Source organism: Desulfobacterales bacterium, assembly GCA_028704555.1.
Classification (GTDB): Bacteria; Desulfobacterota; Desulfobacteria; order Desulfobacterales; family JAQWFD01; genus JAQWFD01.
The window spans coordinates 1-24,353 of the sequence record JAQWFD010000039.1; the positions used below are offsets into that span (position 1 = coordinate 1).

At 51.3% G+C, this 24,353-nt stretch carries 21 protein-coding genes; 15 read left to right on the forward strand and 6 right to left on the reverse strand.

The window, feature by feature from the left end:
* Positions 1–201 (reverse strand): cyclase family protein (locus tag PHQ97_13005; GenBank protein MDD4393654.1); only part of this gene is annotated, 201 nt, incomplete at its 3' end.
* A gap of 384 nt (positions 202–585) precedes the next feature.
* On the reverse strand, positions 586–711 hold the full coding sequence (locus PHQ97_13010) for a hypothetical protein (protein ID MDD4393655.1): 126 nt from the start codon (positions 709–711) through the stop codon (positions 586–588).
* Positions 712–896: 185 nt separating this feature from the next.
* On the opposite strand from PHQ97_13010, the gene PHQ97_13015 reads away from it, so the two are divergent.
* From PHQ97_13015 to PHQ97_13035, 5 genes are all read left to right on the forward strand, one after another.
* Entirely contained in the window at positions 897–2,282 is a 1,386-nt protein-coding gene (locus PHQ97_13015; GenBank protein MDD4393656.1) for a sigma 54-interacting transcriptional regulator, read from the forward strand.
* A gap of 502 nt (positions 2,283–2,784) precedes the next feature.
* A complete protein-coding gene (locus tag PHQ97_13020; GenBank protein ID MDD4393657.1) occupies positions 2,785–3,096 on the forward strand; it encodes a DUF5320 domain-containing protein in 312 nt (103 codons plus the stop codon).
* A gap of 528 nt (positions 3,097–3,624) precedes the next feature.
* Entirely contained in the window at positions 3,625–4,401 is a 777-nt protein-coding gene (locus PHQ97_13025; protein ID MDD4393658.1) for a glutamine amidotransferase, read from the forward strand.
* Positions 4,402–4,571: 170 nt separating this feature from the next.
* Complete coding sequence (locus PHQ97_13030) at positions 4,572–4,775, forward strand: hypothetical protein (GenBank protein ID MDD4393659.1); 204 nt, start codon at positions 4,572–4,574, stop codon at positions 4,773–4,775.
* A gap of 100 nt (positions 4,776–4,875) precedes the next feature.
* Positions 4,876–6,096, forward strand: a complete 1,221-nt coding sequence (locus PHQ97_13035; GenBank protein MDD4393660.1) for an LL-diaminopimelate aminotransferase — start codon at positions 4,876–4,878, stop codon at positions 6,094–6,096.
* 143 nt (positions 6,097–6,239) lie between these two features.
* On the opposite strand, the gene PHQ97_13040 is transcribed toward PHQ97_13035, so the two are convergent.
* Entirely contained in the window at positions 6,240–6,821 is a 582-nt protein-coding gene (locus PHQ97_13040; protein ID MDD4393661.1) for a DUF488 domain-containing protein, read from the reverse strand.
* A gap of 367 nt (positions 6,822–7,188) precedes the next feature.
* Here PHQ97_13040 and PHQ97_13045 point away from each other — a divergent pair, with 367 nt between their 5' ends.
* Positions 7,189–8,124, forward strand: a complete 936-nt coding sequence (locus PHQ97_13045; protein ID MDD4393662.1) for a hypothetical protein — start codon at positions 7,189–7,191, stop codon at positions 8,122–8,124.
* A 59-nt stretch (positions 8,125–8,183) separates the two neighbouring features.
* Here PHQ97_13045 and PHQ97_13050 read toward each other — a convergent pair whose 3' ends face one another.
* Positions 8,184–8,960 carry a hypothetical protein gene (locus tag PHQ97_13050; GenBank protein MDD4393663.1) on the reverse strand — a complete coding sequence of 259 codons (777 nt, stop codon included), beginning with the start codon at positions 8,958–8,960 and terminating at the stop codon, positions 8,184–8,186.
* A 193-nt stretch (positions 8,961–9,153) separates the two neighbouring features.
* Here PHQ97_13050 and PHQ97_13055 point away from each other — a divergent pair, with 193 nt between their 5' ends.
* The 8 genes from PHQ97_13055 to PHQ97_13090 all read left to right on the forward strand — a co-directional run bounded on the left by PHQ97_13055 (position 9,154) and on the right by PHQ97_13090 (position 20,193).
* Complete coding sequence (locus PHQ97_13055) at positions 9,154–9,312, forward strand: hypothetical protein (GenBank protein ID MDD4393664.1); 159 nt, start codon at positions 9,154–9,156, stop codon at positions 9,310–9,312.
* A 588-nt stretch (positions 9,313–9,900) separates the two neighbouring features.
* Positions 9,901–10,686, forward strand: a complete 786-nt coding sequence (gene otsB, locus PHQ97_13060) for a trehalose-phosphatase (protein ID MDD4393665.1) — start codon at positions 9,901–9,903, stop codon at positions 10,684–10,686.
* A gap of 111 nt (positions 10,687–10,797) precedes the next feature.
* On the forward strand, positions 10,798–12,339 hold the full coding sequence (locus tag PHQ97_13065) for a trehalose-6-phosphate synthase (protein ID MDD4393666.1): 1,542 nt from the start codon (positions 10,798–10,800) through the stop codon (positions 12,337–12,339).
* 189 nt (positions 12,340–12,528) lie between these two features.
* The gene (locus tag PHQ97_13070) at positions 12,529–13,968 is read left to right on the forward strand and encodes a DUF3375 domain-containing protein (protein ID MDD4393667.1); all 1,440 of its coding nucleotides are present in this window, start codon (positions 12,529–12,531) and stop codon (positions 13,966–13,968) included.
* Between the two features lie 16 nt (positions 13,969–13,984).
* Positions 13,985–14,596, forward strand: coding sequence for a DUF4194 domain-containing protein (locus PHQ97_13075; protein ID MDD4393668.1), 612 nt, complete (start codon positions 13,985–13,987; stop codon positions 14,594–14,596).
* On the forward strand, positions 14,583–18,005 hold the full coding sequence (locus PHQ97_13080) for an SbcC/MukB-like Walker B domain-containing protein (GenBank protein ID MDD4393669.1): 3,423 nt from the start codon (positions 14,583–14,585) through the stop codon (positions 18,003–18,005). The genes PHQ97_13075 and PHQ97_13080 overlap by 14 nt, the downstream gene beginning before the upstream one ends.
* Positions 18,002–19,198, forward strand: a complete 1,197-nt coding sequence (locus PHQ97_13085; protein MDD4393670.1) for a DUF3322 domain-containing protein — start codon at positions 18,002–18,004, stop codon at positions 19,196–19,198. Before PHQ97_13080 ends, PHQ97_13085 begins: the two co-directional genes overlap by 4 nt.
* Positions 19,199–19,584: 386 nt before the next feature.
* On the forward strand, positions 19,585–20,193 hold the full coding sequence (locus PHQ97_13090) for a MarC family protein (protein ID MDD4393671.1): 609 nt from the start codon (positions 19,585–19,587) through the stop codon (positions 20,191–20,193).
* A 162-nt stretch (positions 20,194–20,355) separates the two neighbouring features.
* Here the strand turns inward: PHQ97_13090 and PHQ97_13095 are convergent, their stop codons facing one another.
* Positions 20,356–20,556, reverse strand: a complete 201-nt coding sequence (locus PHQ97_13095; GenBank protein ID MDD4393672.1) for a cold-shock protein — start codon at positions 20,554–20,556, stop codon at positions 20,356–20,358.
* A gap of 330 nt (positions 20,557–20,886) precedes the next feature.
* Positions 20,887–22,398 (reverse strand): APC family permease, encoded by a 1,512-nt coding sequence (locus tag PHQ97_13100; GenBank protein ID MDD4393673.1) that lies wholly within the window; start codon positions 22,396–22,398, stop codon positions 20,887–20,889.
* Between the two features lie 772 nt (positions 22,399–23,170).
* Here PHQ97_13100 and PHQ97_13105 point away from each other — a divergent pair.
* A complete protein-coding gene (locus PHQ97_13105; protein ID MDD4393674.1) occupies positions 23,171–24,343 on the forward strand; it encodes an MFS transporter in 1,173 nt (390 codons plus the stop codon).
* The last annotated feature ends 10 nt before the right edge of the window (positions 24,344–24,353 follow it).

The window sequence follows — 24,353 nt, forward strand, 5'->3', positions numbered from 1 at the left end:
CAGCAGATCCAGTGTTTTTGCTTCCTTCAGTATATGCGCGGGCGCGTCGATGTGGGTGCCGGTATGGGAAAAAAAAGTGAGCTTCTGTTCCCGGAAGCCAACCTCCTCGATCAGACAGACCGGTGTAAACAAAGGCGGTTCGGAGCCCGGATAAACCGGCATGCCCGGAGCCAGGGAATGCGTCAAGTCAACAATGTGCATTTGTTTCTTCCTTCCGTAAACCGTCGGGTGTATAATTACATTTTATATTAGCAGCGTTGCGTTTGAAAGGCGATATGAAATTTGGGCTTGATCATAACTGCGGCCACCATGTCACGGGGTCCGTCCCGCCCCATTGCCGGCTTCTCCAGCACGATCCGGGGGATGCCGGGCCCATGAAGCTAAAGCGCAAAAGCTCGGCAAGCCTCAAACAGTTTGCGCTTCTTAACGCTTCATGGCCCCGACATCTTTTCCCCGGATCGTGCCATGTCGTACGCCGGTAACGGGCGGGACTTCGAGGCTACGCACAGCAAAATATGGCCGCAGTTATGATCAAGCCCTGAAATTTTAACCGAAACTTTCCATATACCATCCGGCCGCCGGTTTTCAGCAGGTTCGGGCATGCGTCAGGTACAGGACGTCTTCCGGCAGGATGATGTGGTACCAGACAATTGCAATGTTGCAATGCCAGCAAAGCATGCTGCCACATTTATGAGGTTCAAAATGCGACATGAGATCATCCGCCCGACCCGGTACGGGAAATTTTCGGAATCCCAAGGGCGATCGGTCCGGACCGAACCGGATACTTTCCTCGAAGCTTTCCTTTTGTTTCGGTGATTTTTTTGCTAAGTAACGGGTATTAAATAAATTGTATAAAATCAGATTCAAACCGTCCGCCTGATCCGGCAATCATCATTATGAAAAAAAAGACACTGAAAAGCATTCCTAACTTTGTAACGGATATTATCCTCGAGAGTATTTCCGAAGGCGTGTTTACCGTCGATCATGAATGGCGGATTACCTCGTTTAACCGGGCTGCCGAACAGATTACCGGTATTTCCCGCGGGGAAGCCGTCGGAAAACATTGCTGGGATGTGTTCCGGTCCAACATGTGTGAAATCGACTGTGCACTTCGTCGCACCATGAAGCAGGGGAAACCGTTTGTGGACACTGCGACCTATATCGTAAACAGCGAAAAAAGAAGTATCCCGGTCGTCGTATGCACTTCGCTGTTAAAGGATGAGAATGGTACGGTTCTGGGGGGGGTGGAAACGTTTCGCGACATGAGTATGGTCGAAGAACTCCGCCGGAAACTGGATGCCCGGAATCAGATCGGCGATATGGTCAGCCGCAGTCCTGCGATGCATAAAATATTTGCCATTTTACCCCAGGTGGCCGAAAGCGGAAGCACGGTGTTGATTCAGGGGGAAACGGGCACCGGCAAAGAACTGCTGGCCCGTGCCCTTCACGCCTTAAGCCCGCGAAAGGATAAACCCTTTGTGGCTATCAACTGCGGGGCGCTTCCCGATACCCTTCTGGAATCAGAACTTTTTGGTTACAAAGCCGGTGCGTTTACTGATGCCCGCAAAGACAAATCCGGGCATTTTGAACGGGCCCGGGGGGGAAGCATTTTTCTGGATGAAATCGGGGATATCAGCCCGGCATTTCAGGTGAGATTGCTGCGGGTCCTTCAGGAACGTACCTTTTATCCGCTGGGGAGCACAAAACCGGAAAATGCGGATGTGAGAATCATCGCTGCCTCCAATAAAGATCTGGACGAACTGGTGAAAGCGGGTTCCTTTCGGGAGGATCTGTTTTATCGCATCCATGTGGTTCGGCTGGATCTGCCCCCGCTTCGGCACCGTAAGGAGGATATCCCCCTGCTGGCAGAGCACTTTATCCAGCGTCTTAATCTGCAGAGAGGTCGGACTGTCCAGGGCTTGAGTCATGAAGCGCTGACTGTCTTGATGACCTATGATTATCCTGGAAATATCAGGGAGTTGGAAAATATTATCGAACATACCTTTGTATTATGTCAGGAGGGTATTATCGATACCAGCTGTCTTCCCGAGCGGGTTACCGGACAAATGGTGTCGCCGGTAATATCCGACACCGTTGACGATGCGCTGAAAACCGTTGAAACGCAGATGATCATCGAGGCGTTGAAGCGAAATCATTATAACCGGCTTGCGGCGGCAAGGGATCTCGGGATTCATAAGAGCACGCTGTTCCGGAAAATCAAGGCCATGGAGATTGACCTGCCCAAAATCGATGGACGAACCTGCCAGAAAAAAAAGTTGTAATAGCGCATACATACGACCCTGTCGATTCAAAGCGTCTTGAAATTGCGACCGTAAAACGACCTCCCGGTTGGATTTATCGTGAAACCTGCTGCCCGAAATTCTATTAACCCACTGAAAATAAAATAAATAATCTATTCGGTTCAGATTGAAAAAATTCCCTGGCATGCAGATTGCTTTGCTAATTAGTCAGGACAGAGGGTAACCGCAATGAAAATGGCGCTGAGCGTTCGGGAAGATTGAATTTCACCGCTGTGTGGTTCGGCGCAGCGGTTTTTGATGGTGAATGCCATGACCGGACACATTACAGACCGCCGGCATATGAACGGGTTGGCCTTGAATCAGTGGTTTTAACGGCCTTAAAGCTGTATGAAACCGGGTCTCACGGATTTAATTTGCGGCGTCCCATATCCCGGGATTCATTTGGCCCCCGAAAAGGATCGGGGGGTGGCAAGGGTGGTGGCAAAAACGGATCATAATGGTAATGCATACAGGGAGGCAAACGATGCCAGGTGGAGATAGAACAGGTCCGGCAGGAATGGGATCTATGACAGGACGAGGTATCGGCTATTGCGCCGGTTATCCGGCGCCGCGGTACGGGCATCCCGGTTATGGCCGTGGAATTGGATTGGATCGGGGCTTCCGGGGCGGTCGGGGAGGCGGGTATGGATATGGTTGGTCCAATACCATTTCGTTTCCGGGGCTGTCGTTCCGTGAGCAGGCGTTGCAGGCTCTTAAAATTCGGGTTTCATATCTCGGGGGGGCATTGGAGACGATCGAAAAACAAATCTCTAATCTTGAAGACGCCGGGGAGTGAGCTTGAATTTTGAATTGCTCCGGGGTGTGGATAAAATTTGTCGTACTTCCCCGGTATCACCCGATGTCGGGGGCGGCGGGTGTCTTGTTGATTTTTTGACTTATGAAATGCGGATATTGTGTAATCAAAGGTCAAAGGCGCAAAGGGGTCAAGTTTTCGTTTGACTCTTTTTCCCGAAGCCGGTTTTTCAATTTTTACATCAGGTTGCGTTGAATTTTCACATGGATGTAAGTGGCCTCCCGTGGGATCTACATAAATGTTGCATTTTTTCTCACATCCCCTTCTGCTTTCCGGATTGTTTCATTGGTTTTTTCATAGAAATCTACCGCTGGAATCCTTGCAGATGGCTGATTCGTACCGGCTGAAAAACCGATTCGGCTTTCTGATTTGATAACCCGCGGTATTGATCTGGCACATGAGTTGCATTTTTGCGTTAACGGGCCGTTTCGTTATCCGGAAAGGTGTGGGGCCCATGTTGCCAAGCGGATCTGAATTACGCAATCAGGAAAAAAGGATGGGGAACAAGTCATGAAACGGTTACTGATTATCAAGGCCGGCACGACGTTTACCTCCCTTGCCTCGCGGCTGGGGGATTTTGATACATGGGTCATCAATCATATGTACTATGCCGGCGATATCATCTCTGTCGTTGATGGCTGCTCGGGTTGTGAACTGCCGGATTCCCGCCGGTATGGCGGCATCATCGTGACCGGTTCTCATTCGATGGTGACCGATGGGGAACCCTGGAGCGAGCAGCTGGCCGCATGGATACACCAGGCTGTAACACAGGAAATTCCCCTGCTGGGGATCTGTTACGGACACCAGCTCCTGGCGTATGCCATGGGCGGCACCGTCGGTTACCACACGGGGGGGATGGAAATCGGAACGGTCAGAATCGAATTAAATTCCGCGGGAATTCATGACCCGCTGCTGGGTACGCTGCCCGCATCGTTTTACGCGCATGTCTGCCATTCTCAGACAGTTTTGCAATTGCCGGAATCAGCAACGGTTCTGGCCTCGAACGCCTTTGATCCCCATCATGCGTTTGCTGTCGGTACCTGCGCCTGGGGAGTTCAGTTTCACCCCGAATTTGATGCCGAAATTGTATCCGAATACATTACGGAGATGGCTTCGGATCTGGAAAAAATGGGGATACAGGCAGTCAGCTGTTACGCCGGTGTCCGCCAAACGCTTCGCTCCAATCAGCTTCTCGAAGCATTTTTTAATTTTTGTAAACAAAGGGACAATGAAAAAGGGACCGACTGGAAATTTTCCTCAGACAGATGCCCTGAAGTTTCTGTTTAGGGTTCGCTCAGAAATAAGTTCGCAATTTTAAGTATTGAGGCGCTTGTCTGGCAAGGCACGAAAGCGCAGGAATATCAAGCATATTCCGAGCGTTCGTAACGCAGCCAGACAGGATGCATCGGCGCTTAAAATGTGAAGTTATTTTTGAGTGAGCCCTTAGGGCCACGCCTTTGTCGAGGACGACAGCTACCCTGTCATTTCCGATCAGGCAGAAAATTCGATACGGTCATTTGGTTTTTCCGGATTTATTGATAAACGCGCGAAGCGTTGACGATATCGATCAGGCCGTATCGATCAGAAAAGCGCTGTTATGGATTGACAGCACAGCCATACCATCGTACAACTCCTGTTGTTCGGGCATCTTCCCCGATTGATTTCCTGCGGAACGGGAATTTCAGCCCATCAGATCCTGATGTGATTTTGCCTCCGGCAAAGCAATCCGACCCCATACAATTTTGTTGAAGGAATGATATTATGATTAAAATTAATGAAAATTATCTGAGACTTCAGTCCTCTTATCTGTTTACGGATATCGCCCACCGGGTTGCTGCCTTTCAGAAGGCCAATCCGGATCAGGAAGTGATTAAGCTGGGTATCGGCGATGTGACCCGGGCCCTTCCCGGTGCCTGTATCGAGGCCTTTCACAGGGCAGTGGATGAAATGGCCGATGACGGCAAATTTCGCGGATACGGCCCGGAGCAGGGATATGCGTTTTTGCGTGAAACGATCGCCCGTCATGATTTTCAGGATCGGGGAGCGGCCATCTCGGCGGATGAAATTTTTATCAGCGACGGGGCTAAATGCGATACCGGAAACATTCAGGAAATTTTTGGCGCAGATATCCGGATAGCGGTTCCGGACCCGGTTTACCCGGTTTATGTGGATACCAACGTCATGGCCGGCCGGGCCGGGGAATTTAAAAACGGCAGATATGAGGGGCTGTATTATCTGGACAGCACCCGGGAAAACGGTTTTGTTCCTGCGCCGCCTCAATCACCGGTGGATTTGATTTATCTGTGCTTTCCCAACAATCCCACCGGTGTTGCCATTACCCGCGATCAGCTGAAGGCCTGGGTGGACTATGCCCGGGAGCATCGGGCGCTGATTCTTTTTGATGCGGCGTATGAGGCTTTTATCCGGGATGAGCGTCTTCCCCGGTCCATTTATGAAATCGACGGGGCCAGAGAGGTGGCCATCGAGTTCAGGAGTTTTTCTAAAACCGCCGGATTTACCGGAACCCGGTGTGCGTTTACGGTCGTGCCAAAAGACTGCATGGCCTATGATGCAGCGGGTGAAAAACATGACCTGCACTCTCTGTGGAACCGCCGTCACTGCACGAAGTTCAACGGCGTGTCCTATCCGGTTCAACGGGCGGCCGAGGCGATTTACAGCAATGAGGGGAAATGGCAGATCCGCGAGCTGGTTGATTATTATCTGAAAAATGCCGCGTTGATCCGCAGCGAGATGACCGCGATGGGATTTGACTGTGTGGGGGGAGAAAACTCTCCGTACATCTGGGTCGACGGCAGCCGGGATTCGTGGGAGTTTTTTGACCTGCTGCTGAAAAGAGCCGGCGTGGTCTGTACGCCCGGCGCGGGATTCGGTAAATGCGGTCAGGGTTTTATCCGCATCAGCGCGTTTAACCACTATGAAAACGTTCAGCGGGCCATGGCCCGGATCAAGACGGCGCTGTAGCGGTTTGACATTTAAAAGAAGCGTTAAAAAAAGCCCGGCGGGTAAGCTGTCTTCCGGGCTTTTTGCGTTATGGTCGAAACGGTTTTTCTGCGTGGGAGAAAAAGAGTCAAACGGAGACTTGACCCCTTATTTTTCCGTGCAGGTCAGGATGGCTGTGTGCAGGCGATTCGCCGGGCCTGTTTGTCGTAAGCCAGCTGAATCCGGTCTTCGGTGGTGTCAAAAAGGCTCTGCTGCGGAATTTTCATCAGTTTCATCAACCGGTTTTCGGCATCCTGTTGGGTTTCCAGGCTACCGTCGTCGAGAATATGGGAGATGCTTACGGGCTGGTGTCGAAGCTGCCGGCATATGAGAATCATTCGATGACAGGTCACCGGGTCCTTTTCCGCACACATCAGGGCGACTCGTTCCGCGTGGATGTGCTTCCACAGCCTTGTCATTCCGGTTTTAAAAATATCCGTTCTGGCCAGCAGGTCATATTGTATCCTGCCGTTCCGGCAGCAGGCCGGATCCGTAGAGCGATGGCCCAGTTCACGCCCCAGAAATAAATACTTGATGCCGTGTGAATTCAAATCCCGCATGAGAGTATCTTTTGTAAACCGGGGATTGTATCTGCTGTAAGGGGATGAGCGCACATCACAGACCGTGGTGATCTCATACTGTTTCAGCAGATTGGTAAACCGGCGGGGGCTGTGGGTTGAGTAACCGATAGTGTAAACGGAGATCATTGCATTATTTATCCGATGTAAGGTTGATGGTTTTGTAAAAAGTAGCCGCATCCGTCATTTCTGTGCGGGAGTTCGGAACATGTTGAAATGACAGTTGTCTTATTTTCAGGAAAATGGCAAATAAGGGCTGAATATAACCTTTTACAAGGGCATCAAAGTTGTTATAGGAATTTTGTTTTTCCCGTTTATTTTTTTCTTATAACATAAACAGGGCGTTGGCGGAACCGGTTTGTTTCAAGTGGCTGAGGATGGCGTTTTTTACCGGAAGAACAAAGAGATTTTCAACCGACGGTTAAATTGACATTTCCCCCAAATGGCCCTATGAAGAGTTGTCCCGGAATAATGGGAATAATCGTTTAACAGAAAGATGAGTTCGGTTCTGATGGATGCGTTTTCGTTAATAGTAATCAAGTTGATTCCCCTTTACCTGATCATGCTGACCGGATTTCTGGCCGGGCGGTTTCTGAGTGTGAGCGCCGAAACCATTGCCAACCTTTTAATCTATGTGATTTCGCCGGTTGTTTACCTGGGATATGTATCCACCGTGCCCATCAGCATTTCCACACTCAGCTTGCCGGTTCTGGTATTTGTCCTGTGTACGGTGATGGAGGTCGTGTTTTACTTTTTTTCCCGGTTGTTTTTCCGGGATGCGACGGTCAACCTGGTGGCTGTATCGGCGGCTACCGCAAATTCGGGCTATTTTGGAATTCCCCTGTTTCTGCTTCTGTTCGGGGACCAGGGCCTGGGGGTCTATATGTTGGCCATCACGGGGATGCTGATATTCCAATTGACTCTGGGGTATTATGTCATTGCCCGCGGCAATTTTACCGTTGCCGACAGTCTCAAAAAGATGCTGACCCTGCCGCCGGTCTATGCGGTCATCATCGGGGTGATCCTGTCTGTGACACACACCTCCCTGCCGCCGGTTGTGGTGGACATGATCGGAAATTTCCGCAGTGCCTACATGGTCCTGGGGGTAATGATGATCGGTCTGTCCATCGCCGGGATTCGCCATTTCAGTATTGACTGGCGCTATATTTCGATCACCTTTTTTGCCAAATTTCTTGTCTGGCCCCTGCTGGTGGCCATCGTGATCGGTGCGGACCGGTATATGTTCCGGATGTTCAATCCCTTGATCTACAACTGCCTGATCATTCTGGCGGTGGTGCCACTGCTGGTCGATCTGGTGCTGTTTGCTACGCAGCTACGGGTCGAGCCGGAAAAAGCCGCTACGGGCGTATTCCTCAGCACGCTGTTTGCGTTAGTCTATATTCCGGTGGCGTGCATGCTGTTCATTCGATAAAAGTTCCTTGCTTCTTATCTTTTGCCTCAAACGAAGTGGCCCTCCAGCGATAGCGGTCCTCATTTCCGCCCGCAGGGCGTTACTGGATTTTGACAAGAACAGGGAAGCCCTACGGTGCATTTTCCGCATACGTCGGTCATGGCAAGATCGCTGTGGTGGGCGTCGTTTGCCAGCAGTACCTCATAGCAGCGGTGCCGGTCATAGCCGTCTTTCGTCAGCGCGTGGCAGGCACATCGGTCGACGCATTTTGCGCAGGTTCCGTTGTGCCGGTACAGGCAATACTCTTCTCCGGGACGGGGGGAGGGTGCCGTAGGACAGTTCGTCACAATGCTGCCGAATCGTCCGCAGCATCCGCTTTCGGTGATCAGCATGTTGTTCAGGCCAAAACGGCCCAGTCCGGCGATAAAGCCTACGTGCCTGTGGGACCAGTCGCTGATGAGTGTGGTCGTATCAAAATTATGGGTAGCCGGAATGATGGATGAGTCATATCCGGCGGCTTGAAACCATTTTTTAAGATACTGATTCAGGTCGCAAATCAATTGATTGGTTTCGATGTAGGCCATTGCCCATTGCCGGGAGCTTTTTTCCCCGGAGATATTGCTCCCCGTGATATCCCGATCAAAGGGAAGAAAAAAAGCAACCACGGTCCGGGCATCGGCCATTATATCGTAAGGGATGGAATGACTCGGACTGACAGCGTCTTTGAGCGCATCAAACAACGGATCAGCGGCATCCGCAAAGCCGACCAGCGGCATCTGCCATTCAGTGGCGATGTCTTCTTTTTGTTTATACGATTTCACAAATCCGCAAATCGCTTCGGTGATGGATTCATTCATTGCCATACCCTTTCAGATTACAGCGCTGATATTATCGGCAGTCTGTTCAGACAGGTTATATCAGATAACTTTTGTCATTGGAAGCCTGGGGCAGGCTGCAGAAGAAGGGTTTCGGCTTGAATAGGGTTTTTATGCTGATTGGCAGATCACCTGCTGATGCTATGTGGAAGCCGCAATTTTTGGGAGACGATGCTTGAATTTGGATATTGACCTTTTGCATGATCTCCGACAATGCCCAAACGGGCTTGAGCTTGATTACCATATGTGCATGATCGGGCATCCCGCCGATCTGGAGCAGAATGCCGCCTTCCCCCTTGACGTCGTCCTTTCAGGACTCAGGGCCGGTGGCTAAAACCACCGGCTATACGCCTCCACCCCTGCCGGGTTTCCCGTTGACATTCGTGTTGTTGAACCCTGTAGCCGATATCATTAGCAAAAAATAATTATAATTTTAAGATCGTTCCAAACGAGGTCGCCTCACAATTTTATCTATCGGCCCTTGTCTGAATCATCAATATGAAATATAACCATTATAAAAACATGACATAACTTGCCAAAATTAAAATCAGAATGAATTCCGGAAGTCTGTCAGAAATGAAACGGATATCGCGGAATTTTAGAAATCCTCAGGCCTGAGAAGCGTTCTTTGCGTGAAAACAAATTTTGCTTCCGCCTTGACAGGATCTAAGAATGCGTTAAACAATGGCGCTTTGAAATTGATAATCCGTCCTATCGTGTTGCCTTAAAAAATACGCGGAATCAAGCGCTTCGAGTTTTGGGATGCCCATATCTCATCCGTTGAACTTCTTGCAATATCAGCCTCTGGCGGATTAAAATAAACGGAGAAAAATCATGAATCAACGCATGCAAATCAATGAGGGACATCAGCTGCGAACTGCCTGCCAATGGCCTCGTTGTTGAAATATGAGGGTAGTGCCAGATGAAAATTTTCGACAAAGAAAAAAAGGTATCGGTGTTTTTTGAATCGATGAGAAATGCGGCCGGCCGGGCGCTGCTGCTTGACTATGATGGCACCCTGGCGCCCTTCAGAATAAACCGGGGTGATGCCCGGCCCTATCCGGGGATAACCGGGATGCTGGAAAAAATTATCGGGGCCGGAAAAACCCGTCTGGTGGTCATCAGCGGACGAGGACTGGATGATCTTATTCCTTTGCTCGGAACAAGGCAGCTGCCTGAACTCTGGGGGTCGCACGGCGGAGAGCGGCTGTCTTTAAACGGAACGTATGAAACCGCAGTCGTCCCGGAACGTCTGAAACATGACCTTCAAAGGGTTTCGGGCTGGCTGCTTGAAAAAGGCTGGGGCCGGCTGCTGGAGAAAAAGCCCCTGAGTCTGGCCGTGCACTGGCGCGGTTTGAACGAAAGGGATATCGCCGGAATCCGTATGGCCCTCAAGACTCGTCTGCCCGATCTGGTGAATGGAGCCGTGCTGACCCTTCATGAATTCGACGGCGGCCTGGAGTTTCGTCCTTCAGGAATTTCCAAGGCACAGGCCGTGGACCGGATTCTGGGAGAAATGCCTTCCGGAACGGCAGCCGCCTATCTGGGCGATGACCTGACGGATGAAGATGCCTTTTCCGCCATCAAAGGAAGAGGCCTGGCGGTTTTGGTCAGAGAGACACTGCGGGATACCTGCGCAGATCTCTGGCTCCGGCCGCCGGATGAACTTCTGGATTTTCTGAGGCGCTGGCAGGCGGCCACGTCATGACATTTCCCCCGACGAGTTTTTATCAGGGGGATGCATTCCCAAAGCCCGGATGTGGTCGATTTTTTTGGAAGAATCCGGGCGGGTTGCGGTTTTTTTTAAGGAGCTGACAGGATGACACAATCTGAAGCACACAGTGAAAATATCCCGCCGGCCGGTCGCCTCGTCATTGTGTCCAACCGGCTTCCCGTGGTGTTAAACAAGGAAGACGGAAAATGGCAGGCCGTGCCGGGCTCCGGAGGGCTGGTGACGGCGCTTGCCCCTGTACTCAAGGATCGGGGCGGTCTGTGGATCGGATGGGCGGGAACGGGCGATGTCGCCGAAAAGGAGTTGAGCTGTGCACTGGAAGAAGCAACCCTGGATTCGGGATTTACGCTCAAGCCGGTGCCCCTTACTGCCGAAGATATCGAAAAGTATTATTCAGGGTTTTCCAACGAGATTATATGGCCCCAGTTTCACGACCTTCTGGGCAGATGTAATTTTGATTCCTCGTATTGGCCCGGCTACCAGGCGGCGAATCGGAAATTTGCCGTGGTGATTCGTGATAACCTGAGGCAGAATGATTATATCTGGGTTCATGATTACCACCTGATGAAGGTTGCTCAGGATCTTCATGACATGGGGGTGAAGAATAACGTCGGGTTTTTCCTGCACATTCCGTTTCCGCCACTCGATATTTTTATGAGGCTTCCGTGGCGGTTTCAGTTGCTGCGGGCACTGCTGCATTATGATCTGATCGGATTTCAGACGTTGCGGGACCGGCGAAATTTCAAGCAATGTGTCCAGGCGCTCATCAGGGACGTGCCGGTTCACGGCAAAGGCCAGATCCTTACCCTGACGTTTGGTGATCATACGGTGAGGGTGGGGGTCTTTCCCATCAGTATCGATTTTAATGAATTTGCCGACATGGCCCGCAGGCCGGAAGTGGTGGAGCGGGCTCGTCAAATCGCCCGGGAGCCGCTGCCGGATGTTCAGATTATTCTCGGGATTGACCGTCTGGATTATACAAAGGGGATTCCCGAACGGATCAAGGCGTTTGGGGAAACCCTGCGACGGTATCCGGAATTGCAGACAAAGGTAAGTCTCTTTCAGGTGGTCGTGCCCAGCAGAGATCAGCTGCCCGAGTATCAGATGATGAAAGAAGAAATTGAGCAGCTGGTGAGTGAGATTAACGGTCGTTTTGCACGTGTCGACTGGGTTCCTGTTCATTACTTTTTCCGTAATCTCGACCGCGCAGAGCTGGTCGCACATTACCGCGCGGCCGATATCGTGCTGATCACCTCGCTCAAAGACGGGATGAACCTGATTGCCAAAGAATATTGCGCCGCGAATGTCGACAATAACGGCATCGTAATCCTGAGTGAATTTGCCGGGGCTACCGCACAGATGCAGAATGCCGCGCTGCTGGTCAACCCGAATGATCAGGAGGGCGTGGCCGATACTATCTACAGCGCCGTTATCATGTCGCGTTTTGAACGACAAAAACGGATGAAAAAATTGCGCACCCGAATTCGAAAGCATGACATTTACTGGTGGGTAAATTTGTTTCTAAATGCATCCATCGCCAAAAAGTTAGATGATTTCAACATCATCGCTGACTACAAGCCCCAGTTCAATCTGTCGAGGCAACAACGGAACAGACGCTGCAGAAAATGATCTGTGAATGCCTTTTGAGAATTTCGGGCTTGATCATAACTGCGGCCATAACGTCGTGAAGGCCGGGACTTTGAAACTACACGTAAGAGAATATGGCCGCAGTTGTGATCAATCCCAGAATTTCATTTAACCGGATTGAAAAATATGACATATTCTTCGGATTCGAATGAATCATAAAGAAGGCCGAAGATGAAACATCAGTATCTGGAAAGACTCAAGGAATCCAACCCTGCACTGAGGCTCCTCAATGCAGACAACATGCCCCTGATCATCAGTTTTCTCCATCACATGTTCGTTGAAACGAATCAGCGCTCTCTTTCCTGTTCCGAACTGGAATCCCGGCTGGGCGACTATCTGTACCAGCTCAGGGAGATCTACGGGGAGGGGCGGTACCCGAGGAGCGCAAAAGCGTATCTTGAGGAGTGGGCCAGGGGGGAAAACGCTTTTTTGAGAAAATATTACACCCCCCTCAGCGATGAGCCGGAGTTTGATCTCTCACCGGGTGCTGAAAAGGCCATGGAGTGGCTGAAAAGTCTTGAAGAGCGACACTTCATCGGCACGGAATCCCGCCTGCTCACGGTATTTCAGCTCCTTCGGGAGATTGTTTCAAAAACCAATCAGGATCCTGCCCAGCGCATCCGGGAACTCGAAGAAAAGCGGGCGGCCATTGATGCCGAAATTGAAAAGATCGAAAGCCAGGGGCTCGCCCCGCACGATCCCACCCAGATCAAGGAGCGTTTTTTCCAGCTGGAAGATACGGCCCGACGCCTTCTGTCGGATTTCAGGCAGGTTGAGTCCAACTTCCGGACCCTGGATCAGGAGACCCGCGAACGCATCGCCACCAGCGACAAAGCCAAGGGCGAGCTCCTTGACGAAATTTTCAGTGACCAGGACGTAATATGGGATTCGGATCAGGGCAGGAGTTTTACGGCTTTCTGGGAATTTCTCATGTCTCCCTCCCGCCAGGGGGAACTGACCGAGCTTCTGGAAAAGGTGTTTCTGCTCGATGAGGTGAGGCAGCTGGCGCCAGATCCCTTCCTCTCCCGGATCAAATTTTATCTGCTGGAGGCCGGAGAAAAGGTCTATAAAACCAACAACCTTCTGGTGGAGCAGCTGCGCAAGTTTCTCGATAACCAGGCGTGGCTGGAAAACCGGCGTATCATGGAGCTGATCAGGGAGATCGAAAAAAGCGCCATCGAGGTCAAGGCGAATGCCCCCGGGGACAAGGTCTTTGCCACTTTGGACGAGACCCGGCCGCATCTGGAAATCGTGATGAACCGGACCCTCTTTACGCCTCCGATAAATCCGGTGATCGACGAGACGAGTCTGACGGCCGGCACAGCGGATATGGATGTGGATGTTCTCTACAGTCAGAATCACATCGATGAGGAAAAACTCAGGGCCAACATCAGAAAGGCTCTGGGCACGGCCTCCCAGATCTCCCTTGCCGGGGTCATTGAGCACTTTCCCGTAGAAAAGGGGCTGGCCGAGGCGGTGGCCTACCTGAAGATCGCGTCGAACGATGAAAAGGCCTTGATTGATGAAAAGGCCTGTGAGATTATTTTAATCTCAGGCGACGGCGATAAGGCGAAAACCGTGAAAATGCCGCTGATCATATTTGTCCGGTAAGATAAGGAATCGCTTTTTGGATACCATTAATGAAACCGAAAACAGATCCGGGGGCATTTCCCCCGTTCTCATACAGCTGCTGAAAGGGGTCCTTTACGAGGATCTTCGTCCTGACCTGTGGCGGGACCTTTTTACCTTCAGGGCTGCGGTGAGCGACTATTTTGACCGTATCGGCCTGATGCTTTTTATCGATGAAGCCGAAGGATACGCTTTTCTCCGCCAGCAGGAGGAAAGTGAAGAAGAAGCTGCCCGGGAGACAAATGAAGCCCTTCCCCGGCTCGTGCCACGCCGCCAGCTCAGCTATCCTTTGAGCCTGCTGCTGGTGCTGCTTCGCAAGAAACTGGTGGAGCAGGATGCCGGCGGCGGACAGACCCGGCTGATCCTCACCCGCGAGCAGATCATCGACATGATCCAGGTCTTTTTGCCCGAAGCCGGCAACGAGGCCCGTTTGATCGAGCAGATCGACAGCCATATCAACCGGGTGGTGGAGTACGGATTTCTCCGGCGCCTCAAGGGGGAGGAGGGCCGCTTCGAGGTGCGAAGGATCGTCAAGGCCCTGGTGGACGCCGACTGGCTCACGGGCCTGAACGACAAGCTTACGGAGTACAGAAATTATGGCGCGGCGTAACCCCGAAGAGATGATGTCCCTGCTGGATTTTTCCAGCTCTGATTCCGAGGCGGGTTTCCGCCTCAAACAGCTGGAGCTGTATAACTGGGGGACCTTTCACCGCAACGTGTGGTCCATTGCGCCCGAAGGCGCGAACAGCCTTCTCACCGGTGATATCGGCTCCGGAAAATCTACCTTGGTGGACGCGGTGGTCACCCTGCTCGTCCCCCATAACAAAATCGTCTACAACAAGGCGGCAGGTGCCGAAACCCGGGAGCGGACCCTCTACTCCTACATCCGGGGGGAGTACAAGAGCGAAAAGGACGATTTCACCCAGGCCGCCCGGGCTGTTTCCCTGCGCGATGGCAACAGCTACACGGTTCTGCTCGCCCGATTCGCCAACAAGGGCTATGCTCAGCTGGTGACCCTGGCCCAGGTGTTCTGGCTCAAGGACCAGAAAAAGACTCCGGAGCGTTTCTTCGTGGTAGCCGACAGGGCGCTTACCATCGCAGAGCACTTTGCGGATTTCGGAAGCAACATCCTCGATCTTAAAAAGCGCTTGAAAAAAACGGCCGGTATCCAGGTGTTCGACAATTTCAAGGCCTACGGCGGCCGTTTCCGGCACCTGTTCGGCATTGCCAGTAACCAGGCACTGGATCTTTTTTACCAGACCGTTTCCATGAAATCCGTGGGCAATCTCAATGAATTCGTTCGCAGCCACATGCTTGAAAAGAGCGACGTTGCGATTCGCATCGACGAGCTGCGCCGCAATTTCGACAACCTCAACCGCGCCCACGGGGCAGTGCTCCGGGCAAAGGCCCAGATTATTCGTCTCGTCCCCATGGAGGAGGTTTTTGGCCGGTACCGGTCTGTGGAAAAGAAGATCCGGGAGCTCAAGGACTGCCGCGAGGCGCTTCTTGCCTATGTGGGCTTTCACAAAGCAAAACTCCTGAAAATATGGATCGATGAGCTCAAACTCCAGCTGATGAAGCAGGGCCATCGGATCGAAGCCCTGGAGGAGGAAACCGGAAAGCTCCAGGAAAAGGAGGTGGATCTTAAGGTCAGCATCAGCGATAAGGGGGGCCGTCGCATAGAAGACATAAGGAAAGCGGTTGCCGAGCTGAACCGGACCCGGGACCGAAAGCTTTCCATGGAAAAAAATTATCGAACCTGTTCAGATGTCCTGGGACTTGGCCCGGCAAGGGATGAGGAGGCGTTTTACGCCAACCGGAAAAGCGCTGAAACGCTGCTGGATAAGATCGAAGACGATCTGTTGACCCTGGGGAAAAAACAGGTGGACATCGGCATAGAGATCAAGGAAAAGGAGCGCCGCCTGACACTTCTCAAGGAGGAGATTGACTCCCTGAAAAGCCGGAAAAACAACATCCCGCTGAAAAATCTCAGGATTCGAAAAGAGATGGCCGCTGCATCGGGGATCGACGAGGAGCAACTGCCCTTTGCCGGGGAACTCCTTTCCGTGAGGGAGGATGAAAAAGCGTGGGAAGGGGCCATGGAACGGGTTCTCCACAACTTTGGCCTCAGCCTTCTGGTCCCGGGTGAGCATTACGCCAGGGTCAGCCATTATGTGGACAGAACCCGGCTTGCCGGAAGACTTGTTTATTTTCGTACCGGGGATAATGAGAAAAAAGCCCCGGGCAACGCACCTGATGCCGACAGCCTCCCGGCCAAGCTCCAGATCAGGCCCGACACCCCGTTCTACGGCTGGCTGGAGGGCGAACTGCCCCGGAGATTTGATTACGCCTGCTGCGATTCCATCGAAGCGTTCCGAAGACTTCCCAGTGCGATCACCCTGAACGGCCAGATCAAATCCGGCGGGCGGCGCCATGAAAAGGATGACCGTCACAGGATAGATGACCGCAGCCGCTACATTCTGGGGTGGACCAACCAGGAGAAAATCCGGGCACTGGAGACCGAAGCTTTCCAGGTGGAAAAAGAGGGGGGTGCGCTTGCCGATGCAGTCATTGACCTTTTGAAGGAGCAACAGAAGCTTCAGGGGCTCAGGGATGCGGCAAGAGACCTGCTCAAGGTCGAATCCTACAATGAGATCCACTGGCAGCCCCAGGCAGGGGAGATCCAGGTGCTGGAAGCGGAGCGCAAACGCATCGAGGAAAGCTCAGATCTTCTCAACTCCCTGCGAAAGGAGCTGGAGAAGGTAAAGCAGGCGCTTACCGAAAAGGTCAAACTTCTCAGGGAGCAGCGGGACCTTAAAAGCAGGAACGAACAGAAACTCGGCGATCGCACCGAAGAGCTGAAAAGCGCCAGTGATGCCGAATCAGAGTTGGAAGAGGCGGAAAAACAGCGGCTTTTTCCCCTGATAGATGATTTCAGGCAGGAGACCTGCGGAGACAGCCCCTTTTCTCTCCAGAACCTCGATAAACGGCAGCGGGACATCCGGGGTCTGATTCAGCAGGGACTCGACAGGGATGAGGCGCGGATCAAACGCATGGAGGAGAAGATTCTCAAGCAGATGGCCGCATACAAGAACGATTATCCGGCCGAAACCATTGAGGTGGACGTGAGCCTCGGGGCCATGGACGCCTACGGGGAGATGCTCAGGGTTCTTTCCGCAGAGGATCTGCCCCGGCACGAAGCCCGTTTCAAAAAACTCCTGAACGAAGGCACCATCAACAGTATCGCCCTGTTCCAGAACCAGCTGGACAAGGAGAAACAGGAAATCCAGGAGAAGATCGGCGCCATCAACCTCTCCTTAAGGCAGACAGAGTACAATCCCGGCACCTACATCAAACTCGGCACCGACCCCACCCAGGACGTGGATGTGCGGAATTTTCAGCAGGAGATCCGGCAATGTCTGGCCAACACCCTCGAAGGGGATGAACTGTACAGCGAAAATAAATTTCTTCAGGTGAAAGGGCTTATCGAGCGGTTTAACGGTCGGGAAGGCCTGACGGAACTTGATCTCCGGTGGACCCTCAAGGTTACCGACGTCCGCAACTGGTTCAACTTCTCGGCCAGTGAAAGATGGGGTGAGGACGACACGGAAAAGGAGTTTTACTCTGATTCGGCAGGCAAGTCCGGAGGTCAGAAGGAAAAGCTCGCCTACACGATCCTGGCAGCGGCACTGGCCTACCAGTTCGGGCTGGAGTGGGGCGCCAAAAAGTCCCGTTCCTTCCGATTTGTGGTGATCGACGAGGCTTTCGGCAAGGGATCGGACGAGTCCACCCGATATGGGCTTGAGCTGTTCAAAAAACTCAACCTTCAGCTGCTGATCGTCACCCCGCTGCAGAAGATCCATGTGATCGAGGATTATATCCGCGCCGTCCATTTCATCCACAACGAAGGCGGGAAAAACTCCATTCTGAGGAATCTTTCCATCGATGAGTACCGGAAGGAGAAGGCCCGTTACCTTTCGGAAGCGGCCGCCGGAATCACCATCGGAGCAGGCCATTGATCACGCCGAACGAGATCCGGAAAAAAGCGCTGGCATACTGGAACAACCATCGGTTTTTAAGGGCGGCGCTCGCAGGTGAGTCCCTTTTCCCCCTGATCATCCCTTTTCCGAAGGTGTCGGCCGCAAAGGCGCTGGAGGATTTCGGGGCAGTGCGCAAATGGATCGAAACATTGCAGGAGAAGAGCCGGGAACGCATCGGATACGGATACACGGTAAGCTTTTCCAGGGTCAATCACCGGAAGCTGGGCGAGCAGTCCCTTCCCGATAGAATCCTTTTCCAAACCCCTGAAGACTATCTTCGGTTTATCGGAAAGGAGGCGGATTTTCAGACATTTTGTCAGCTTACCGACAGCATCACCCGGCGCCATCCGGCCCTCGGCCCCTGGCTCACGGCAAAATGCGGCAGGGTGCTCGAGTTCCGGGATCAATGGCCCGCCCTGCTGTCCGTGGTGGATTTTTTTCTGGCCAATCCCCGGCCGGGCCGATACCTGAGGGAGCTGGAGATTTCCGGCGTGGATACCAAGTTCGTGGAAAAAAATAAGGGGATTTTGAGGGAACTGCTGGACGAACTTCTTCCTGAAGCGGCCGTGGACCCTTGGGTTGCCACGCTTTCGGGACAGGGGTTTCAGAAGCGGTACGGCCTGAAATACGACGAGCAGCTGATCCGCTTCCGCCTGCTCGATCCATCGCTCTGCCCGGGTTTCGGAGCCACAGACATCAGCGTGCCGGTGAGCGAATTTGCGAGATGCAAGATTCCCTGCAGGACGGTGTTCATCACCGAAAACAAGACCAACGGCCTGAGCTTTCCCCAGGCCGCCGGCAGCATCGTGATCTTCGGGCTGGGAAACGGCGTCCAGTCGCTTCAGGGCGCATCCTGGCTCCGGGAGAAGGAGATCCACTACTGGGGCGATATCGATACCTGCGGGTTTCATATCCTCTCCCTGCTTCGAGGCGCCTTTCCCCGAATGGAATCGATGCTCATGGACCGGGAGACGCTCTTTTCCGCAAGGGATTTATGGGTAAAAGAGCAGGACGGGGAGCGCTATATCGCAGACCTTCCTAATCTTAGCGAAACCGAATCACAGCTCTACCGGGAACTCAGGGACAATCTCATCGGGGAGAATATCCGACTGGAGCAGGAGCGGATTCCCTACAGCCGACTCAAGGCCGCCATTTTGAGGCGCCGCTCCTGAAGCGCTTTCCTCACAAACAATAGGTTCGATATGCTTTTGTTCCGGGTTTTTCGAAACGATTCCTGTTTCTATCCCTCGCAGAGGGCGAGACGCCGTAGCCTCGGGCGCAAGCCCGTAGATGATGGTCTCAGGCACATTATCCAAGCCCCCGCCAGGGCGGCGACACGTTGTAGTTTCTTTTTGCGGGGATTGCTATTTGTATGGGTGGTTTCGATCGAAAATATTGTTGCCATATATAATATTGGTGGCATAATTAAGTCGTTAACCGGTGACGCATGATATGCCCGATCCGGGCGCATCGCGCATCGCGCCGGTGGGGAATTTTCTGAATTGGAACGGATTTCCGAATCGGACGGGTGAAAAAAATATTAGATGAGGAACATAATATGCAGGATGCGTTGAGCTATTTTCTGGCCGTGTGGATGAAATTTTTTTTCATCTTTACGCCCTTTTTCGCACTTTCCATGTTTTTAAGCATGACCATCGACCATACGGCACCCCAGCGACGCAAACTGGCCGTGCAGACAACCAGCGCCGTAACGGTTTTATGCTTTGGCCTCTACTATTTTGGTAATATCATATTTGCTGTTTTCAATATCACCCTGGACGCTTTCCGTGTTGGCGCCGGAGCCCTGCTGTTTCTTTCGGCGATTGAGCTGGTTCAGGCAAAGCCTACCCCTTCAGGATCGTACCGCGACAGTGAAATTGCCGTCGTTCCGCTCGCCATACCGATCATTGTCGGTCCGGCGACCATCGGCACCCTGCTGGTGCTGGAGGCGGAAATGAGCACCTCTATAGAAAAAATGATCGGGACCATCGCACTGATTACCGCGATCGCCAGCATTGGAATAATACTTTTTTTTGCCTCTTATATCGAGAGCATTCTCGGCAGAAGAGGGATCAATATACTGAGTAAAATGACCGGATTGATCCTTGCTGCGCTGGCCGCCCAGATGATTCTTTCCGGGACACGCCATTTTTTTATGGCAGGATAGCCAGAAAGGTGAAGTCCCTTTTAAGGGGGTTGCGTGGTATGGATTATTGATGTCAAGGATCTGGGCAATCCATTAAAGGGGAGATATTTAATCAAAATAAAAAGGGCGTTCCCTCATAATTCGAGAAAACGCCCTTTGTAACTCTAAATAACAGGCTAATCGCTACGCGACAGTGACATTTGCAGCACATGGACCTTTTTGGCCCTGTTCCACGTCAAAGGTAACCCGGTCGCCTTCTTTGAGAGACTTAAAGCCTGATGCATTAATGGCTGAATGATGGACAAACACATCCGCTCCATCTTCCTGCTCAATAAATCCAAAACCTTTGCTGTCATTAAACCATTTTACAATTCCATTTGCCATCGTGACATACTCCTTTTAAAAATTTTCTTTTTTATGCGTTCCCAACATCCGGTGTGCCACTTTAACAAATGGATCTTCCCTTCAGTAACGAAACTAACTCCCCCACAGTGGAAGAGCCTTTATTGTGTTCTATAAGTATAGTTACTTTATCAAACATGTCAAGTTAATATATACAAATAAGTTTGATCGTGGGTTTTAATAAAGGGAATGGGACTGAACAGACTGAATAGGGACAGATAATTTATGATATTTACGGCAGGATAGCCAGAAAAGCGAAGCCCGTTTTGCGCTTGAGGGACGGACTCCGCGACATGGTGGCCGCAGTTATGATCAAGCCCCTTTTTTTGTATTATCTTGCGTATCAGGCTTACGGCAAATGGCCTTATCAACATAGGCCTCGTGTTGTGAGTAGAACCAAATTGGGATATAGAGACCAAGGACACAAATCCCAACAACCGTTGAGAACCAAATTCCTTCGACACTATTAAGATAGATCACACCGACCAGGCAGAGTGGCAGGTTGAAAAGGCCAAACAGTAATGTAATGTTCTTCCATCCGGACGGTGCCTTGAATGGCCTGTCAAGACCGACAAGATGCGGGCTTGATTTTGCCCTTACGTATGCGAAGAGACTGATGCCGTTAGCACAAACATATCCAATTGCTGATGCGGCAAGAATAGCTGTTGGCGTACCCATCGAAATCAGGATCAGGTTGAAGATGCCGGTAACAACCATTGCAAGAACAGGCGTACCATGTGCATTTGTTTTTTTGAAAATTTCAGGAAAATTTCCTTCAGTTGCCATTGAGTGCAATGTCCTTGAAGAACCCAGGTATGCGGTCTGGATGATCAATATCATTGCCGCAATGAGCATGACAACAGCAATCGTTGAACCGGCATCACCAAGCGCTGCATGTGCAACCGGAAGCATTGGGTCAATGGGTGCAGCGGCAATACCATCAATACCGAGAACACCTGTAACTGTCATTTGTACAAGGGTGAAAGCTACCATACAGATCGCACCACAGGAAAATAAGGCCTTTGGCACATCAGAACCGGGGTTCTTATATTCCGGACCATAGATAGCGGCAGTTTCCCATGCACAGGCACTCCACTGAGCCATTGCAAAAATTCCGAGCAGGATAAGGATATGCGAGAAATCCCATGCCCAGTCAGTGGGCAGCCATGTGCCGGTGATATTAGCCATTACAAAATCGCCGGTCACATAAGGTGCCAGTGTAATGATTGCCATTGGAACAAGAGAGAAAACTGCAAGAATGTAACCTGCAAGAGCACCACTTGAAAGACCACGATAGTTTACAAGTATCACGCCTCCGAATATCACAATGCCTGCTGCTAATGAGAGCTGATACTGGCTGAAAGAATCCGCCAATGAGGGGAACAGGCTGTGGAGATAGAAACTCACAAGAATTGAGAAGATAGCAAGTACAGGATTCCACGCGAACCAGTAACTCCAGGCACTGAATCCGCCGATCAGTTTACCTTTGTCATATTTTCCTTCATGGCTGGGTGATTTGAAAACATTCTGGGCGAATCCGGGCATACCGGATGCAGCAGGAAAAGTTGTTGCCAGTTCACCATAAGCGATGTTCTGCATAAATCCCTGAAAAACAGACAGGCCCCATACAATAATAGCAAATGACGATAGATAACCAGCAAAATACCCAATAGACGGCAAAATCATTAAAGGTACGCCCATAGAAATAGCCAATCCCTGTTTCCAATCGATCGATCGTTCGAGCTCACCGGTTTTATAAATAACTTTAGTGCCTTTATTCGCAGGGGTACATGCGATACCGGCGATTTCATTTCGTTCAGTCATGATTCCATCATACCTTTTTATATCAATGCTTTATATGAATAAAAAAACCGGAACAAAGCTGACGCTTACCAAAACAATATCGTTGTATTGTACAGTTTAATCTGTATTTCCCCTGAACTTATCCCAGCAGTGAGTTGTCATAGTTTAAAAGATTTCATGGAAAATCGATAAGGCAAGCCTGACAAGAAACAATTGACGTTTCGGTATTTTTTTAAAAACCTTATAAAGGAAATAATCGACATGAGTAAAGAAGTAAAGGTAAAAGTCAGCAACGGCGCCATCGAGAGAAGATCTCAACAGGCTGCGGAACAGGCCCCGTGACATTGTGGCCGCAGTTATGATCAAACCCGCATTGCGTATTCCGGGTTGCGTCAATCAAAAGGGGCGGAGTGGGATGACGGGGGGGTGCTTGGTTTTGGTGGAAGCTGTTGATTGGGAATTGATGCTGGGCGTTTTCAGATATTGAAAGGATATTTAATACTTTTTAAATGACCATATTTCTATTGACGATTCAGATGGGTAACGATAGATAAAAACGTGAGATCAATTCGTCCCGAAAGTGTTTCACACAATGATTATCTGTATACAAATCAAGACATAAAAAATATTGATGAACTGGTAAAAAGTACCCTCACCCGTCATTCCCGCGTCCGAGGGCGAAATTTTATTAAGCTACCGCGAGCCATCGGCAACCCTTCAGAGGCGAACAGGCTCAGAAGACAGGGCTTTTTTGGCTTTCCCGCAGGGTAAATAATAAGGATGTCCAGCAAAAATGATCGATTCTAAAAGGCTCTCTCTGGGTGTGATCCTCACTTCGGCTACCCTCACCATCATGGCCGGCAGCATCATCGCGCCGGTTCTCAATGTGATGAGGGATGGTTTGGGGGTTGACCCCTCGTCGGTTGGGTTAATCATAACCACCCATGGGCTGTTCATGGCCCTTTTCAGCCCCCTGATGGGAAGCGTTATTGATCGGAAAGGGGCCAGATGGCCGTTTATCTTTTCACTTATCGGCTATGGGCTTGCCGGCGGGTCCGGCCTGCTGATCAATTCCTACTGGGTGCTTCTGGTGAGCAGGGCCTGTCTCGGGATTGCCCTTGCCGGTATATTCGCTGCCATCAATGTGCTGATCCTGAGCATGTACGAAGGCGGTGACCGTGACAGGGCCATGGGCTGGCGAGGAAGCGCCCAGAGTTTTGGCGGAGTCATCTGGCCGCTGATCGGAGGTGCTCTTGGCGGCTTTTCATGGCATTTCCCCTTTGCCGTTTACATGCTGGCCATACCCATTGGGCTGTTTGCCATGAGAGTTGTTCCGGAACAGGTAACCCATCACCTGACTGGGCCATCATTCGATAACGGCACAACGGTGTTCAAGTTATTCCGGCAAAATCCAATCCTTCTGATGATCATTTACGGCCTTATGTTTTTTGCCAATGTACTTCTCTATGTTATTATCATCTTTTTGCCCCAACTGCTGGAAACCTGTGGTATCTCAAGCACATTTAGGATCGGCATGTTTCTCACAGCCATGACGGGTGCTGCAGGGGTGACCGCCTTTATCTACGGAAAGATACGGTCCCGATTTTCATATCCGGCGATCGTTCTGACCGCGGTCGCAATTTGGTCGGTGGCGTTCGCTATCATATCCCGGGCCTCCGATAGCCGTATCATCGCGGTGTCGATTGCCCTGTTCGGCGTCAGCCAGGGACTTATTCTGCCGACGATAATGGTGTGGATCGGAGACGTTGTCCCGTCGTCCTTTCGGGGAAGATTCAGCTCTTATCTGGGAACCTTCGGTTTTATCGGCCAGTTCCTGTCACCGATTCTTTTTGCTCCGATATTGATTATGATGGGTCTTAAGGGGGTATTTATGGTTGGTGCCGGAATCGGTGTTGCCTGGTTTTTTTTGTGTCTGTTCGGATTAAGGCATGTCAACAGCGATTAAATCACAGATC